Source organism: Leucobacter sp. BZR 635, assembly GCF_048061935.2.
Classification (GTDB): domain Bacteria; phylum Actinomycetota; class Actinomycetes; order Actinomycetales; family Microbacteriaceae; genus Leucobacter.
Window position 1 is genome coordinate 36,612 of sequence record NZ_JBLUNZ020000007.1, and the last position, 14,344, is coordinate 50,955.

A 14,344-nucleotide genomic window follows, 5' to 3' on the forward strand; every position below is an offset into this window, starting at 1 on the left:
AACACCCAACTCGAAGGAGAGAACAATGGCTATTCGCACACTCACGCACTTTATCGAAGGCGAGTATCGCGAGGGAACCTCTGGCAGGTTCGCTGACGTCTACAACCCCAGCACGGGGCAGGTGCAGGCGCGGGTACCGCTCGCGAGTAAGGAAGAACTCGAGGCGGCAATCGCGACGGCCGCCGAAGCGCAGATCGCCTGGGAAGCAACGAACCCGCAGCGGCGTATTCGCGTGCTGATGAAGTTCATCGACCTGGTTGCGCGCGAGCGCGACTCCCTGGCCGAGCTGCTCTCGAGTGAGCACGGCAAGACTTTCGAAGACGCGAAGGGTGACATTCAGCGTGGCATCGAGGTCGTGGAGTTCGCGCTTGGCGCCCCGCACTTCCTCAAGGGCGAATACTCGGGCGGAGTCGGCACGGGGATCGACGTCTATTCGATGCGCCAGCCGCTCGGCGTCGTTGCCGGCATCACGCCGTTCAACTTCCCCGCGATGATTCCGCTGTGGAAGCTCGCTCCGGCGATCGCGGCGGGCAACACGTTCATTCTCAAGCCATCGGAGCGCGACCCCTCGGTGCCGTTGCGCTTCGGCGAGCTGCTCAAAGAAGCTGGGCTCCCTGACGGGGTGTTCAACGTGGTGAACGGCGACAAGGAGGCCGTGGATACGCTGCTTGACGACGACCGGATCAAGGCGATCGCCTTTGTCGGATCCACCCCGATCGCCCAGTACATCTACGAGCGGGCGGCCGCCAACGGGAAGCGCGCGCAGTGCTTCGGTGGGGCAAAGAACCACATGATCATCATGCCTGACGCAGATCTTGACCAGGTCGCAGATGCGCTGATCGGTGCCGGCTACGGCTCCGCCGGCGAGCGCTGCATGGCGATCTCCGTAGCGGTGCCGGTGGGGGAGGCCACCGCGAATGCGCTGTCGGAGAAGCTGGCAGAGCGGGTGAAGCACCTGAAGGTCGGCCCAGCGATGGATCCCGCGTCTGACTACGGTGCCCTCGTCACCGCAGAGGCAAAGGCGCGGGTCGAGAACTACATTCAGATCGGTGTCGACCAGGGCGCGACGCTCCTTGCCGACGGCCGCGGCCTGACCGTTGCAGGCCACGAAGAGGGCTTCTACCTCGGGCCAACGCTGTTCGATCACGTCACCCCAGACATGACCCTCTACCTCGAGGAGATCTTCGGACCGGTGCTCATCATCACCCGCGCAGACACCTACGAGGACGCGCTCGCGCTGGCCTCGGGGCACGAGTACGGCAACGGCGTCTCGCTGTACACGCGCGACGGCGACACCGCACGCGACTTCAGCGCTCGCGTGAACGTCGGGATGATCGGCATCAACGTGCCCATCCCCGTGCCGATCGCGTACCACACGTTCGGCGGCTGGAAGAAGTCCGGCTTCGGCGACCTCAACCAGCACGGGCCTGACTCCTTCCGCTTCTACACCAAGACGAAGACCATCACGAGCCGGTGGCCGACCGGCGTCAAGGAGGGCGCAAGCTTCGTGATGCCGCTCATGGATTAGTCCCTCTCGGGTGTTCTCGGCGCAGAGTCTCGCCATCGTGTTAAGTGTGAAAGGAACGAACAAATGTCAGATTTCGTTGGAATGAACGGCGCTGCTGAGAGCTTCGGCGACACCGCAGCTCAGCGAGAGGTCCGGGCGAACGACCGCCAATACGTCTTCCACTCGTGGTCGGCGCAGGACGCGATCGATCCGCTGCCCATCGCAAAGGGTGAGGGGGTGCGCTTCTGGGATTACGACGGGAACGAGTTTCTTGACTTCTCCTCGCAGCTCGTGAACCTGAGCCTCGGGCATCAGCACCCGGGGATGGTCCGGGCGATTCAGGACCAGGTGGGCCGGCTCGCAACGATTCAGCCCGCCGTCGCCAACGACGTTCGCGGCGAGCTCGCCAAGCGCATCGTGGATGCGTCGTTTGAGGGCGCCCGCTCGGTGTTCTTCACGAACGGTGGTGCCGACGCAAACGAGTACGCCATTCGCATGGCGCGGCACCACACCGGCCGCAGCAAGGTGCTGGCGCGGTATCGCTCGTACCATGGCTCGACGGCGACCGCGATCACGCTGACGGGGGAGCCGCGCCGCTGGGCGAACGGGACGCTCGACGCCGGGGTCGTGCACTTCATGGGACCGTACCTGTATCGCTCAGCGTTTTACGCGCAGACCCCCGAAGAAGAGACCGAGCGCGCGCTCGCACACCTCGAGCAGACCATTCAGTTCGAGGGCGCGAACACGATCGCGGCGATCATTCTCGAGACCGTGACGGGCACGAACGGTGTGCTCGTCCCGCCTCCGGGCTACCTGCCAGGTGTGCGCGCGCTGTGCGACAAGTACGGCATCGTGATGATCTGTGACGAGGTGATGGTCGGCTTTGGCCGCATCGGTGAGTGGTTTGCCTATCAGGCATTCGATGTGAAGCCCGATCTCGTGACATTCGCCAAGGGCGTGAACTCCGGCTACGTGCCCCTCGGCGGGGTCGTCGTATCCGAAGCGATCCACAACACCTTCGCGAAGATCCCGTTCCCGGGTGGGCTCACGTACTCGGGGCATCCGCTCGCCTGTGCGTCGGGCGTCGCCACCTTCGATATCTACGAGGACGAGGGGATCCTCGAGCGCGTACGCGACCTCGGGGAACGAGTTGTCGCCCCGCGCCTCGCCGAGCTTGCCGCGAGGCACCCCTCGGTGGGCGAGGTTCGCGGTGCCGGGCTCATCTGGTCGCTCGAACTCGTTCGCGACAGGGAGTCCCGCGAGCCCCTCGTGCCGTACAACGCGGCCGGCGAAGCTGCGGCACCGATGGCCGCGGTCGTGAAGGCGTGCAAGGACGCGGGGCTCTGGCCGTTCGCGCACTTTAACCGGCTGCAGCTGGCTCCGCCGCTCATCATCAGCGAGGCGGATCTCGAGCGCGGCCTCGGGATCATCGACGCCGCGCTCGGCGTCGCAGACACCTTCTACACGGGGCAGTAAGCCGAGAGATGTCGGACGAAACGAAACAGGAAGAGGGCGCGCAATGACCGTTCAGACGCCGGCCGCAGCTGGCCGCGAGACAAAGGTTGTCATCGGGATTCCCGCGCCCATCGAGCAGGCGAACTGGCGGTGGGTGGCAGGCAAGGCGCACCTGCTGGCAGCCGGCTATTCGACGCACCTGCAACACGCGGGCGCAACGGTCATGGTGTTGCCGGTGCCGAGCGTGATCGGAGACGACCTCGACCTCGAGGCCGCGAGCATCGTCGCGATGCTCGACGGGCTGGTCATCGCCGGCGGTGCCGACGTGGACCCGAAGCACTACGGCCAAGACCCCGTGCCGGAGGCGGGGCCTTTCAGTCCCGAGCGTGACGCGTGGGAGCTGGCCCTCGTTCGCGCGGCGGTCGCCGCAGGCGTGCCCGTGTTCGGGATCTGCAGGGGGCATCAGCTGCTGAACGTCGTGCTGGGCGGCACGATTATTCAGCACCTGCCGCCGCATGTCGACGGAAGCGGGGCGCATCAACCGTTTCCGCAGGCATTCGGTGAGCACGCCGTGCAGACGGTTGCGAGGAGCTGGCTGCGCGGCGCGATCGGCGAGGAGCTCGATGTCGCCACTTTCCATCACCAGGCGATTGACACGCTCGGTGCGGGCCTCACCGTGACCGCGACGACCGAAGACGGAACCGTCGAGGGCGTCGAGGACCTTGCCCGCGGGCTCATCGGCGTGCAGTGGCACCCGGAGATGCGGGAGCACGCCGGCGTGTTCGAGCACTTCGTGCGGCTCTGCGAGGAGCGCCGTGCGCAGCGCAGCTAGCACGCGACAAATCGGCTCGCAGCCCGCGCTGGGCGAGTCCCGTCACCAAATCACTTCACAATCTGAGGAGACATCACCATGAAGGCTGCAATTCTTGAGGATGGGCGAACCGACCTAGAGATCCAAGACATCTCGGTTGGCCGCGTTGGCCCGAACGAGGTGCTCATTCGCACGAAGGCCGCGGGGCTCTGCCACAGCGACCTGCATCACCTCGACGGGGTGTTCGAGATTCCACGGCCCTCGGCGCTCGGGCACGAGTCCGCCGGCGTGGTCGAAGAAGTCGGCTCGGACGTCGAGGGCTTCGCGCCGGGCGACCACGTCATCACCTGCCTCGCCACGTTCTGTGGAACCTGCGATCGCTGCCTCGGCGGGCGCTCGTACCTGTGCGAGAGCGCGAAGAGCCAGCGGGCGGCGGGCGAGCCACCCAGGCTGTACCGCGACGGCACGGAGGTGCACCAGTTCCTCAACGTCTCGAGTTTCGCCGAGATGCTGCTCGTGCACGAGAGCGCGGTCGTTCGCATCGACGAGCGTATGCCGCTCGATCTCGCCGCGCTCATCGGCTGCGGCGTGACAACTGGCCTGGGGGCGGTGTTCAACAAGGCGCAGGTGCGGCCGGGCCAATCGGTGGCGGTGCTGGGCTGCGGCGGCATCGGGCTGAGCGCGATTCAGGGCGCGAGGATCGCTGGCGCATCAGAGATCATCGCTGTCGACCTCAACCCAGACAAGATCGAAGTGGCGATGAAGCTGGGGGCGACCCACGCGGTGGTCTCCGACCCGAACGGCAACCTCGCAGATCAGATTCGCGATGCAATTGGGCGGGGCGTCGACCACAGCCTCGAGGCTGTCGGCGCAGTCGCAACCGCGACCGCGGCGTTCGAATGCCTGGGCGTCGGCGGCACGGCGACGATCGTCGGGCTGATGCCGGGCGGGCGGACCTTCCCGGTGCAGGGCCGCATGCTCCTCGACGACCGCAAGCTGCAGGGCTCGTACATGGGCACCGAGAACTTCCGCTTGGCGATGCCGAAGTATGTGGAGATGTATCTGCAGGGGCGGCTCAACCTTGAAGACATGGTGAGCTCACGCATCGCGCTCGAAGACGTGAACCGCGGCTTCGACACGATGCGCAAGGGCGAGGCGCTGCGAGACCTCATCATCTTCGACAGCTAGTTCGAGGCCGGTGACGAGAGCGGGCGCCAGCGTGAGGAAGTCCCCACGCTGGCGCCCGCTCGACGCATGAGCCGCGTCGTTAGTTCATCGAGACGAGGATCTTGACCTCGCTGCGGTCGTGCAGCAGCTTCTCGTAGCCGTCCTTCACGATGTTGTCGACGGTGATCTTGCTCGTGATGAACGGGGCAAGATCGACGAGGCCCTCGTTGACGAGGCGGATCGACTCTTCGTGGTCGTTCGCGTAGCCGATCGCGGATCCGAGTACGCGATCCTGCATCGTGAGCTGCGCGGTGAGGTTGATCTCGTACGGCTTCTGGTGCAGTGCGATGACCTCGAGGCGGCCGCCAGCGCCGAGCGATTCGAACAGCTGGTCGAGCACGACGCCGACGCCCGCGGCGTCGAACGCGAACTCGGCCATTGCGCCGCCGGTTGCCTCGCGGACGACATCGGCGAGGTTCTCAGCTGACGGATCCACGACGATATCGGCGACGCCGGTCTCCTGTGCCTTCGCGCGGCGCTCTGGTGAGACCTCGCTGACGATGGTCTTCAGGCCGTACGCGCGGAGCACGGCTGCGGTGAGCAGCCCGATGGGGCCGGCACCTCCGACGACAGCAAACTTGCCGGCGGCCGTGTCAGCACCCGCGTGGCGCACGGCGTGCAGCGACACCGCGAGGGGCTCGATGAGGGCGGCCTGGTCGAGCGGCATTGCGCCCACCTTGTGCACCCAACGCTCTTCGACAACGATGTGCTCGGAGAGTCCGCCACCGAGGCCCGAGATGCCGATGAAGCCCATCTTCTCGCACAGGTTGTACTTGTTCGCCTTGCACGCGTGGCAGACGCCACACACCATGAGCGGCTCGACAGCGACGTTGTCGCCGACGGCAACGCCGGTCACGCCCTCGCCGACCTCTTCGACAACGCCCGAGAACTCGTGGCCGAACACGACGGGGAGCGTTTCACCCGAGATCGGGTGCGGCTCAGCGTCGGTGGGGCCGGGGGCCATGGGGCCGTCGTGGTAGAGGTGCAGATCACTTCCGCAGATACCGTTGAATGCCGGGGCGATCTTCACGGTGCCCGGACGGGTCGTGGGCTCCTCGATCTCCTCGATGCGAACCTCATTCTTGCCGTAGTAGCGTGCTGCTCTCATCTGTTCCTCCTGTGAACGTGTCTTGTGGACACGTCCAGCCTACGGCGACAGAATCTGCGGCTGCACAGGCCCGCTCGATAGGCTGGACGCTACGGAGAAACCCGAATGATCAGCCCTCCGACCTCGCCATGAACTGTCGCCGTGACCGGCGGTCGAGGAGCAGCATCACGCCAGCGCCGAGCGCCGCTGCCGCGAGCGCACCTGCCGCGGCGATTGCGCTGGACGCGCCAGACGCGGCGAGGTCGCCTTCGTGACCGGGCCCCGCGGGCTTCGGATCAACAGGCTTCGGGTCGGAGGTCGGGGGAGTCGGGCCCGGATCGGTGGGGCCCGGGGGCGTCGGGCCTGGATCGATCGGGTCAGGCTTTTCGGCCTCGCTCACGAGCAACGCATCAGCTGCGAGCGTCGCCGTGATGCGGCAGTCGGCAGCGCCGGTGACGCTCACGGTGACCCGTGCGTCAGCGTCGGCCTCGGTGAGTGAGTACTGTGCTCCCGTCGCCCCGGCGATCGGGGTGCCGTTGCGCTGCCACTGGTAGCTGAATGTCGCCGCTGGATCCCACGCGGACACCGACGCGGTGAGCGTCTTGCCGACGGTCGCTGTGCCTGAAATCTTCGGTTTCGTTGCTGACGTGAATGCGACGTCTTCAGACACCGTCGCGAAGGTGAGACCGAACGTGTCGGGGGCTGAGCTCCCTGCCCGCGACACACCGTTTTTGGCTTGAAGGGTCACTGATCCCGCCTCCGTGGGAGTACCTGTGACTGCGCCCGTGTCGGAGTCGAGTGACACGCCCGCGGGGAGCGCCCCTTCTGAGATCGTCACCCAGGTGGGCAGCGGATTTCCGGTGAACTCAGGAGCAAGGTCCACGGGGGAGGGAGCACAGAGATTTGTGGTGATGGTGCCCTCGGGGTACGTGATTTCCGAAGACTTCAGCTGCATGAAATCTACCGGCAGCACGCCCCACGGGCTGAACCCAGAAATGTAGAGCCGGCCGTCGGTGCCCCAGCGCGATGCGTACGTGTTGAAGAAGCCGATTTGCCCGAAGTTCACGACAGTGGTTTGGGCTTTGGTTGCCGCATCGATCGCCACGATTGAGGTGCCGGGCGTGACGTAGATCGTCCCCTCGGTGAACTCGGTCATATCGATGCCGCGGATCGTGCCGCTGACGTCATATGTGGTGACCGTTTCAGGGGCGCCAGCGGGGTCTGCAATCACTCCGACCTGGTTGGTGTCCGCGGCAAAGGCGATTGCGCCGGTGTCGTGGTCGACCTGCATCCAAGGCGTCTGCTCGGAGTTTCCAGTGGCCGCGAGGCCCAGCGAAAGGGGCGAGACTGCGCCGCTCGCAAGGTCTACACGCCAGATGCCGTTCTGTGTCGAAGGCGAAGCCGCATCGACCCGGAGGTACGCGGTGGTGCCGTCGGCAGAGACCGCAAGGCCGTTGCTCGCGCCGTCGGTTACGCCGGGGATGACCGGAGTCACTATGCCAACCAGCGAACCCTCTGGTGTCCACCGGGCGATGCTCACGGGGTCTGGCAGTCGGCCGGTGCGATGGAGCGAGAAGACATTCCCCGCCGCGTCAGTGGAGATCGAGTAGACCTTGCCGATGACCCCGACTGCGTCGTTGGTGTTCCACGAGGTGGCCGCAGTGCCGTCTTCGAAATACCGGTAGATCAAGGTGTCGTTTGTCCCGCTTCCGCTCCACGTCGCACTGTAGAACGAGCCTCCAGTGCCGGGTTCGAGCTGTCCCTGCGGGCCAGCCCCGGTAACAGTCATCACTTCATCGGGAATGATCAGCTGCTGCCCATCTTGTCCGAGGTAGCCGGGTTCTCCCGCAAGCGCGGGGCTCGCGATCCCCATGGTGAAGGCGACGATCGTGGCGGCCGCGAGCGCGTGCAGTGCTCCGCGTCGAGCCGTGCTGGTCTGAATTTTCATAGCTCCCCCGAGCTATCACGAAAGCCCGCGAACTGAAACTTCATCGCGAATTGATCCATGACTGTTCTTTTTTACAATGTATATCCGGTTGCGATCCGCCCGCAAGGAGATTCCGGTGGCGGAGTGCGCGGGCCGCCTCGCCCCACCAGAGCCGGGGTTCGTTGGGGAACCCCTGCGAGCTAGCCGCGGCGCTGGGTGGTGAAGCGGTACATGGCCTCCTCGGCCTCTCCGTCAAGCCCTTCATCGGTCCAGCCGATTGCGGCGAAGAACGAGCGAGCGCCAGTGTTTTCCTGATCCACGAACGCGATCCAGCAATCTGTTTGCGGGTGCTCTGGCCACGCGATCGTCGCATCGATCGCGGCGCGGCCAAGCCCGTACCCGCGGCGGGCGGGATCAATCGCCAGGTCGGTAATCGCATGCCCCGTGCCGTCACCTCCCCATACGACGCCCACGAGCGCGATGGGGGCGGGCCGTCCTGTCGACGGGTGGGCTGCCTCGATGACGAGCTGAACGCCTTCCGAGTCTGAGAGGACGTGGTCGAGCCAGTCGGAGTCGAGCGGACCGAGTTCGCGGTCGAGCGTCTCGTCCTCGAACCAGCGCTGCACCCACTCCCAGTCCGCGCGTGCAAAGCGCCGCGCGATCACACGATCAGCGGAGCCCTGAGAACCATGCACCATTGCCATGATCTGAACGTAGCAGGTTGTCACGGGCCGGGGAAGAGTGAAGGAGCGGCCCTGGGCCCCCGGCTCGCGGAGCCCGAGAGCACTCGGCTCGCGGCCGCCAGAGCTCGTCGTGACTGGCCAGCGCCCGCTGCTCGCGGCCGGTGTCTGCCGTGAGCGGTCAGGACTTCCTCGGGGCGTTGCGCTCCAGCCACGTCAGCACATCCTGCGGGTGCGCTGCGGGGTCGGGGATCTCACCGAACCGATGTACGAGGGTGCCGTTCTCGACGAGCAGCGTCGCTCGACGGTACAGCTGTAGGCCCTCAAACCCGAACGTTTCAAGCCGAAGCGGCCCAGCGAGCTCGAGGCGTGCATCGGACAGGAGCGGGTAACTCAGATGCAGGCGCGTGCTTGCCTCCAACTGGTACTGCGGATCCTGCGTCGACACACCGAAGATTCGCGCGCCGAGCCTCGCGAAATCGTGTGCGAGGTCGCGAAAGCCGCACGACTCTGCGGTGCAGCCGCGAGCACCTGGCAGCGCCTGCCATGCCATCGACGGGCCGCCGGGAGGGCTCGTGCGCGGGTAGACGAACACGACGCTCATGCCGAGCTCAGAGCTGAGATCAACCGTTCCGCCCGCGGTCGACGGGAGGCGCGTGCCGGGAACCAGCGGATACTCGGGCATAGCTGAGCGTAACACTCGCGCCCAGCAGCGCCGCAGCGTGGGTGCCGCTGATGGCTCCTTGGTAAGATCTGTACAGTCATGCCACTGTGGCCCCGTGCGCGCGGCCGAAGCGGGGCGAAACCGTACCGAACGAGGTGGATGCTCTATCGCTCATCACGCGACTGACAGCGCGGAAATAGCCTGGACCGAAGGCGGGCGCGAGGCGACCGCTGCCTGGCTCACCGCCAACGACCGGCCCGCACCCAAGCGCGTGACGGTCGTCGATGACCGCCTCACCGCAGACCAGGCGGTGCGCTACGCCGCACAGGGAACCGCGATGCTCTGGCGCGGCGACTTCCACAACGCCAAGCAGCTGCTCAGCGCGATCGATCGCCGGCTCGCGAAGGGCGGCAAAGGCGGCAAGGGCAGCAGAGCTGGCAAGGGCAGCAAAGCTGGCACAGGTAGCAGTGCTGCGAAGACGTCAGCCGCCCGCGCCCCTGAGTCCCCGGCGGAAGAGTTCTACCGGCTCCGGCAGGCCCGCGCCCAGCGATCCCGGATGCTTTCCCTCGTGCTGGTGCCTGTCGAGTTCGGTGCACCCGCCGACGGTTCGGGGTCCATACAGCACAGCGCGATCCTCCCGCTCCCGCGCGCACCGCGCGTCGCCGAGGCGATTGAGTTCGCCTACGCGAGCCGACTAGGCTTCGGAGCTGCGCTCGCCGCCGTGAGCCTGCAGGAACTTACCGGGGTGCTCAGCGCGCACCAGTGGTTCCTGAACGGTGTCGACGTGCCGAGCCTCGGGGCGAAGATCCACCCCCACTACGGCACCTTCTTGCCGACCCGCCACGAATACGTCGACCTCGTCGCTCGGGCGCCGCTCCCCAGCCGCGAGCTCGCGTTCGACATTGGCGTCGGCACTGGGGTCCTGTCGGCGGTGCTCGCGAAGCGCGGCGTCGAACGCGTCATCGGCACCGACATCCACCAGCGCGCGGTCGACTGCGCGCAAGACAACTTCGCGCGGCTCGAGATCACCGGCGTCGCGACCGCACAGCTCGGCAGCATGTTCCCCGATGGGCGAGCGCCGCTCATCGTCTGCAACCCGCCCTGGCTGCCGGGGAGCGCGGCGAGCACGCTCGACGCCGCGGTCTACGACCCGAGCAGCCAGATGCTGCTGCAGTTCCTCGCGGGCCTCCCCGCGCACCTGAGCGATGGGGGAGAGGGCTGGCTCGTCCTGTCGGACCTCGCCGAGCTGCTCGGGCTGCGCACGCGCGAGATGCTGCTCGAAGCGATCGCGGCCGCCGGGCTCGAGATCGTGGATCGGCTAGACACCGTGCCGACGCACCGCCGCGCTCGCAACACCGACGACCTGCTCCACGCCGCACGCTCGCGCGAGGTGACGTCGCTGTGGCGACTGCGGGTGGCTGGGTAACGCGGCAACAAAGATTCGCCGATTCTTGCCGCCAGTGATGAGCGGGCGAGGCGGCTCATCCAGTAGCCGGGGCGGGGGTGGTCGTGTGCATATGCCAGGGTGACAATTCCATCGCGTTCAACGCTGCATACGATACGAAGCTGTACACGATACGAAGTGGGAAGCCCCAAAGGCCTTGCTTGAAATGATCGTGCTGTCTTCGAGCTAGGCGAGCGCCGGAGCGGCATGCGGCCAATACGCCATAGCGCTGCGGGTATCCTCCGCCCGATCAATGAGCCGAAGTCCCCGCCCTGCCTGTTATGACTCATGCCAACGCACCTGCTCGTCGAATCCCTCGACAGCTGCAAGGTGTTCGCGTTGAACAAGGGTCATGGCGTCAACGACGCACGCAGAATCGTCTAGTGTTCGTCGGCATCAACCAGCCCAACCTCACCGCTGCGAACTTCATCGAGACGCCGAACTGCTACTGCTGTCCAAGCGTCTCGGGCTTCCCGCGGCTCAGGGATATCGTGGAGACTCTCGAGCAGTGCGTTGGCGACAGCCGCGTGCTGATCCGCGCCGAGGGCACGTCCCTCTCGGCTGAGAGCAGCAGTGCTGGTGACATGCGGCAGAGGTGCGCCGAATATCTCGGCCTTGGGTGGTCTTCAGCCGTGAGTGCTGGTGGACTTCCTGTGAGCTGTTCAGCGGCTGCGGGTCCTTGGTTCACGCGCCCCCGCCGCCACGTGCATGTGCTCCCCGTCTGCCGGCAGCGCAGTGACCTGCGTCGGGTCCTCCCCAATCGTGATGCCTGCGAACGCCATCGGGAGGCCCTCGGCCGTCCAGAACGAGGCGCGATCCATGAGCTGGGCGTGGACGTGCGGCTCGCTGCTGTTGCCCGAGTTTCCGCATTCGCCGATCGTCGTGCCGGCGGTGACTCTGTCGCCGACGCGCACCGCCACGGACCCGCGCCGCAGGTGTCCGACCGCGGCATACGTGCCGTCATCGCTGCGGATCGTGACGTGGTTGCCGACAATGAATCCGGGCCCGCCGACTTGGCGGACCAGGCCTTCAGCGCCGAGGTAGAGCAGGCCGAGAAGGCTTGATCTGGCCCTGTGGTCTCGCTGCCACCCTGAGGCGCGCACGACTGTGCCGTCGACCATCGCGAGTACGGGCTGGCCGAACGCGGGATACGCTTCGGCGGCGCGCATGGCGGTGTCGCCGAACGACGGCCTGACGCCTTCCTGCGGCTCTGCGACGAGGTCGATGGCGTAGGCCTGACCGTAGGCGCGCGTGCCGTGACTCGGAACCTTCGTCGCGGGGCTGTTCATGCCGAGCCAGCGCCCGGCGACGGGAGAGCGGACCACCCGCGTCGGCGGAGCTGCTGTATTCGCAAAGAGCCGCCTCGGCGCAAGGTATGCGAGCAGCACTGCGCCCAATAGCGAGGCCATGGCCGCAAGCACAATGATTGGCCATACCGTGCGCAGCGCGGTGGGGAGCGGGAACTGCAGCACGACGACATTCGCGATGAGGATCACGGCGGCCGAATAAAACATCAGGCCGCGCGCCCGGTACAGCGCGTGAAGAGTGGCCCTCATCGCTGCGCACTCATCACGCTCGTGAGGAGCGGCACCACGCGCGCTGCCGGGATCTCGTAGCTGCCGCGCCCGCTCTGCCGCACCCAGCCGGTAGCAACGAGCTGCCGCAGGTGGTGGTGGAGCTGCCCGGTCGTGCCGAGGGAGGCGATCTGTGCGAGTTCGGCGGTCGCGTGCACTCCGGAGAGGATATGGCGCAGCAGCTCCAGCCGCACGGGATGGCCGAGCGCGGCAAACGCTGCTGCCTGATCCGACCAGTCGGTCTCAAGCATCGCGGCGGTGGCGAGACCCTCCTGCCAGGCCACGGGAGCGCCGTCGGGGAGTGTCAGCGAGCCGACGGTCATCACGACGCCATCGACGGTGCTGGGGTGGTCGTGCAGACGTGACTGGAGCTCGTTGAGCGCCCAGAAGGTGTCGTGGTCTTGGAGGGGCTCCGGTGCGGGGAGCGTGGCGCTGCGCTCTGCTGCAGCTTCGAGCGCGCTGACGCGTCCGCGGAGCTCGCTGAGCTCTTCCCTGAGGGTGGTCTCTTGATCGCTCATGTTTTGATAGTACGTTAATACGTTTTAACGCACAAGCCTCAGTGTGCTCGTCTTTACCTTCCGGTTGGTAAAGTAGGTGCCGTGACAGCAGATACACCCACCAGAATCATGGAATCCGCGAAAGAACTCGTGAGCGAGAACGCGCGGGTCGAGGGCGTGACGCTCTCCCTCGAGTCCGTCGCGAAGCGCGCCGGACTCACGAAGCCGGGACTCATGTACTACTTTCCGAACAAAGAAGCCCTCATGGTCGGCCTCGTCGACTTCGCGGCCGAACACTGGCACGAGCTGCTCGTCGCCCAGGCGGGCGCGGGGCCAGCCGAGCTCAGCCCGTTCGAGCGGCACCGGGCCTACGTCGAGGTCGCCACGACCGAGGATGTTTCACGCGCCGACTACTGGATCTTCTCCGACGCGCTCTACCATCCCGTGCTCGCCGGCCCGTGGCAGGCATGGCTCGGCCCGTGGTTCTCGCTCGAAGACGCGCCGGCCGCGGCCCGTGGCGCGCTCGCCGCCGCGAGGTTCTGCGCAGACGGTGCGTGGATGTCCGAAGCCTCCGGCGTCATGCGCGTCGATGATCTGGCGCCCGTGCGGGCGCACGCGCTCGAGCTCATCGCCGTCGCAGAGCGCGGGGGAGTGCGATGAGGGGGTGGATCCTGCTGTCGGGGGCAATCGTTGCCGAGGTGATCGGCACGCTGTCGCTGCGCGCGATGGTGGATCAGCCTGCCTGGGTCGCCGTGACCGTGGTCGGGTACATCGTCGCGTTCGGGCTGCTGGGGCTCGCGCTGCGTACCGGCATGCCGATCGGCGTCGCCTACGGCATCTGGGGCGCCGTCGGAGTCGCGCTCGTCGCGCTTTTGGGGGCGCTCGTGTTCGGTGAGGCGCTGAGTACGCAGGCCATCATCGGCATCGTCGTCATCATCGCCGGCGTCTTCATCGTCGAGACCGGTTCGCGCCCGGCGGCTGGTGCTGGTGCTGGTTCGGATTCTGACAGTCCGGAGGCGACCGCATGAGCGCGCTCTGGCTCGTCTTCTCGATCCTCTCGGAGGTTGCCGCGACGCTGAGCCTGCGCGCCTCTAACGGCTTCCGCAAGAAGCTTTGGTTGATTCCCGTGGTTGCCGGCTACGGCCTCGCATTCACGTTCCTCGGGCTCGCGCTCGCCGCGGGAATGCCTGTCGCGGTCGCCTACGGGATCTGGACAGCGGTCGGGATCGCGCTTATCGCTGTCTTCGCGCGCGTTGTGTGGAAGGATCCGCTCACTCGACGCATGATCCTCGGCATCGTACTCATCATCGCCGGCGTGGTGCTGGTGGAACTGGGATAGCTGCCGCCCACCCCACCCCAACGCACCCCACCAGCCCTCAGGTGATATGTCTTCAGCGAGGTGTGCCCTTTTCTGCGGTGGAAGCGATGTCCTTTCGCCGCGAACATATCGTTTGAGCGGCGTCGGGGTGTG

Annotated in this window: 15 protein-coding genes; 8 read left to right on the forward strand and 7 right to left on the reverse strand. The window is 66.3% G+C overall.

Going from position 1 to position 14,344, the window contains the following annotated elements; genetic code table 11:
- Positions 1–25 precede the first annotated feature (25 nt).
- From ACI1US_RS01360 to ACI1US_RS01375, 4 genes are all read left to right on the forward strand, one after another.
- Positions 26–1,528, forward strand: coding sequence for a CoA-acylating methylmalonate-semialdehyde dehydrogenase (locus ACI1US_RS01360; protein WP_461637542.1), 1,503 nt, complete (start codon positions 26–28; stop codon positions 1,526–1,528).
- 63 nt (positions 1,529–1,591) lie between these two features.
- Entirely contained in the window at positions 1,592–2,983 is a 1,392-nt protein-coding gene (locus tag ACI1US_RS01365; RefSeq protein ID WP_461637544.1) for an aminotransferase class III-fold pyridoxal phosphate-dependent enzyme, read from the forward strand.
- Positions 2,984–3,026: 43 nt separating this feature from the next.
- Positions 3,027–3,794, forward strand: coding sequence for a gamma-glutamyl-gamma-aminobutyrate hydrolase family protein (locus ACI1US_RS01370; RefSeq protein ID WP_461637546.1), 768 nt, complete (start codon positions 3,027–3,029; stop codon positions 3,792–3,794).
- Between the two features lie 78 nt (positions 3,795–3,872).
- Positions 3,873–4,961, forward strand: a complete 1,089-nt coding sequence (locus tag ACI1US_RS01375; protein WP_461637547.1) for a Zn-dependent alcohol dehydrogenase — start codon at positions 3,873–3,875, stop codon at positions 4,959–4,961.
- A 79-nt stretch (positions 4,962–5,040) separates the two neighbouring features.
- Here ACI1US_RS01375 and ACI1US_RS01380 read toward each other — a convergent pair whose 3' ends face one another.
- The 4 genes from ACI1US_RS01380 to ACI1US_RS01395 all read right to left on the reverse strand — a co-directional run bounded on the left by ACI1US_RS01380 (position 5,041) and on the right by ACI1US_RS01395 (position 9,379).
- Positions 5,041–6,108, reverse strand: coding sequence for an alcohol dehydrogenase catalytic domain-containing protein (locus ACI1US_RS01380; protein ID WP_461637549.1), 1,068 nt, complete (start codon positions 6,106–6,108; stop codon positions 5,041–5,043).
- A 109-nt stretch (positions 6,109–6,217) separates the two neighbouring features.
- Positions 6,218–8,035, reverse strand: a complete 1,818-nt coding sequence (locus ACI1US_RS01385; RefSeq protein ID WP_461637551.1) for a putative Ig domain-containing protein — start codon at positions 8,033–8,035, stop codon at positions 6,218–6,220.
- Between the two features lie 179 nt (positions 8,036–8,214).
- Entirely contained in the window at positions 8,215–8,718 is a 504-nt protein-coding gene (locus ACI1US_RS01390; protein ID WP_461637553.1) for a GNAT family N-acetyltransferase, read from the reverse strand.
- Positions 8,719–8,875: 157 nt separating this feature from the next.
- Positions 8,876–9,379, reverse strand: a complete 504-nt coding sequence (locus tag ACI1US_RS01395) for a peroxiredoxin (RefSeq protein ID WP_461637555.1) — start codon at positions 9,377–9,379, stop codon at positions 8,876–8,878.
- A 94-nt stretch (positions 9,380–9,473) separates the two neighbouring features.
- Between ACI1US_RS01395 and ACI1US_RS01400 the strand changes: the two genes are divergently transcribed.
- Positions 9,474–10,784 (forward strand): methyltransferase, encoded by a 1,311-nt coding sequence (locus tag ACI1US_RS01400; RefSeq protein WP_461637557.1) that lies wholly within the window; start codon positions 9,474–9,476, stop codon positions 10,782–10,784.
- 398 nt (positions 10,785–11,182) lie between these two features.
- On the opposite strand, the gene ACI1US_RS01405 is transcribed toward ACI1US_RS01400, so the two are convergent.
- From ACI1US_RS01405 to ACI1US_RS01415, 3 genes are read right to left on the reverse strand one after another with little or no spacing between them, the layout of a single operon-like run.
- Positions 11,183–11,410 (reverse strand): addiction module protein, encoded by a 228-nt coding sequence (locus ACI1US_RS01405; protein WP_461637634.1) that lies wholly within the window; start codon positions 11,408–11,410, stop codon positions 11,183–11,185.
- 54 nt (positions 11,411–11,464) lie between these two features.
- On the reverse strand, positions 11,465–12,358 hold the full coding sequence (locus ACI1US_RS01410) for a M23 family metallopeptidase (protein WP_461637559.1): 894 nt from the start codon (positions 12,356–12,358) through the stop codon (positions 11,465–11,467).
- The gene (locus tag ACI1US_RS01415; RefSeq protein ID WP_461637561.1) at positions 12,355–12,894 is read right to left on the reverse strand and encodes an ArsR/SmtB family transcription factor; all 540 of its coding nucleotides are present in this window, start codon (positions 12,892–12,894) and stop codon (positions 12,355–12,357) included. The genes ACI1US_RS01410 and ACI1US_RS01415 overlap by 4 nt, the downstream gene beginning before the upstream one ends.
- Positions 12,895–12,975: 81 nt before the next feature.
- Between ACI1US_RS01415 and ACI1US_RS01420 the strand changes: the two genes are divergently transcribed.
- The 3 genes from ACI1US_RS01420 to ACI1US_RS01430 are packed head-to-tail and all read left to right on the forward strand — an operon-like array spanning position 12,976 to position 14,212.
- A complete protein-coding gene (locus ACI1US_RS01420; RefSeq protein WP_461637563.1) occupies positions 12,976–13,533 on the forward strand; it encodes a TetR/AcrR family transcriptional regulator in 558 nt (185 codons plus the stop codon).
- Positions 13,530–13,901: a DMT family transporter gene (locus tag ACI1US_RS01425; RefSeq protein ID WP_461637565.1), complete on the forward strand. Its 372-nt coding sequence runs from the start codon at positions 13,530–13,532 to the stop codon at positions 13,899–13,901. The genes ACI1US_RS01420 and ACI1US_RS01425 overlap by 4 nt, the downstream gene beginning before the upstream one ends.
- Positions 13,898–14,212 carry a DMT family transporter gene (locus ACI1US_RS01430; protein ID WP_461637567.1) on the forward strand — a complete coding sequence of 105 codons (315 nt, stop codon included), beginning with the start codon at positions 13,898–13,900 and terminating at the stop codon, positions 14,210–14,212. The genes ACI1US_RS01425 and ACI1US_RS01430 overlap by 4 nt, the downstream gene beginning before the upstream one ends.
- The last annotated feature ends 132 nt before the right edge of the window (positions 14,213–14,344 follow it).

What these genes read in the sequence shown, in the direction of transcription:
- ACI1US_RS01385 (WP_461637551.1), bottom strand. Translation starts at nt 8,035, where the DNA reads ATGAAAATTCAGACCAGCACGGCTCGACGCGGAGCACTGCACGCGCTC.
- ACI1US_RS01415 (WP_461637561.1), bottom strand. Translation starts at nt 12,894, where the DNA reads ATGAGCGATCAAGAGACCACCCTCAGGGAAGAGCTCAGCGAGCTCCGC.
- ACI1US_RS01365 (WP_461637544.1), top strand. Translation starts at nt 1,592, where the DNA reads ATGTCAGATTTCGTTGGAATGAACGGCGCTGCTGAGAGCTTCGGCGAC.
- ACI1US_RS01370 (WP_461637546.1), top strand. Translation starts at nt 3,027, where the DNA reads ATGACCGTTCAGACGCCGGCCGCAGCTGGCCGCGAGACAAAGGTTGTC.
- ACI1US_RS01375 (WP_461637547.1), top strand. Translation starts at nt 3,873, where the DNA reads ATGAAGGCTGCAATTCTTGAGGATGGGCGAACCGACCTAGAGATCCAA.
- ACI1US_RS01380 (WP_461637549.1), bottom strand. Translation starts at nt 6,108, where the DNA reads ATGAGAGCAGCACGCTACTACGGCAAGAATGAGGTTCGCATCGAGGAG.
- ACI1US_RS01410 (WP_461637559.1), bottom strand. Translation starts at nt 12,358, where the DNA reads ATGAGGGCCACTCTTCACGCGCTGTACCGGGCGCGCGGCCTGATGTTT.
- ACI1US_RS01425 (WP_461637565.1), top strand. Translation starts at nt 13,530, where the DNA reads ATGAGGGGGTGGATCCTGCTGTCGGGGGCAATCGTTGCCGAGGTGATC.
- ACI1US_RS01430 (WP_461637567.1), top strand. Translation starts at nt 13,898, where the DNA reads ATGAGCGCGCTCTGGCTCGTCTTCTCGATCCTCTCGGAGGTTGCCGCG.
- ACI1US_RS01360 (WP_461637542.1), top strand. Translation starts at nt 26, where the DNA reads ATGGCTATTCGCACACTCACGCACTTTATCGAAGGCGAGTATCGCGAG.
- ACI1US_RS01390 (WP_461637553.1), bottom strand. Translation starts at nt 8,718, where the DNA reads ATGGCAATGGTGCATGGTTCTCAGGGCTCCGCTGATCGTGTGATCGCG.
- ACI1US_RS01395 (WP_461637555.1), bottom strand. Translation starts at nt 9,379, where the DNA reads ATGCCCGAGTATCCGCTGGTTCCCGGCACGCGCCTCCCGTCGACCGCG.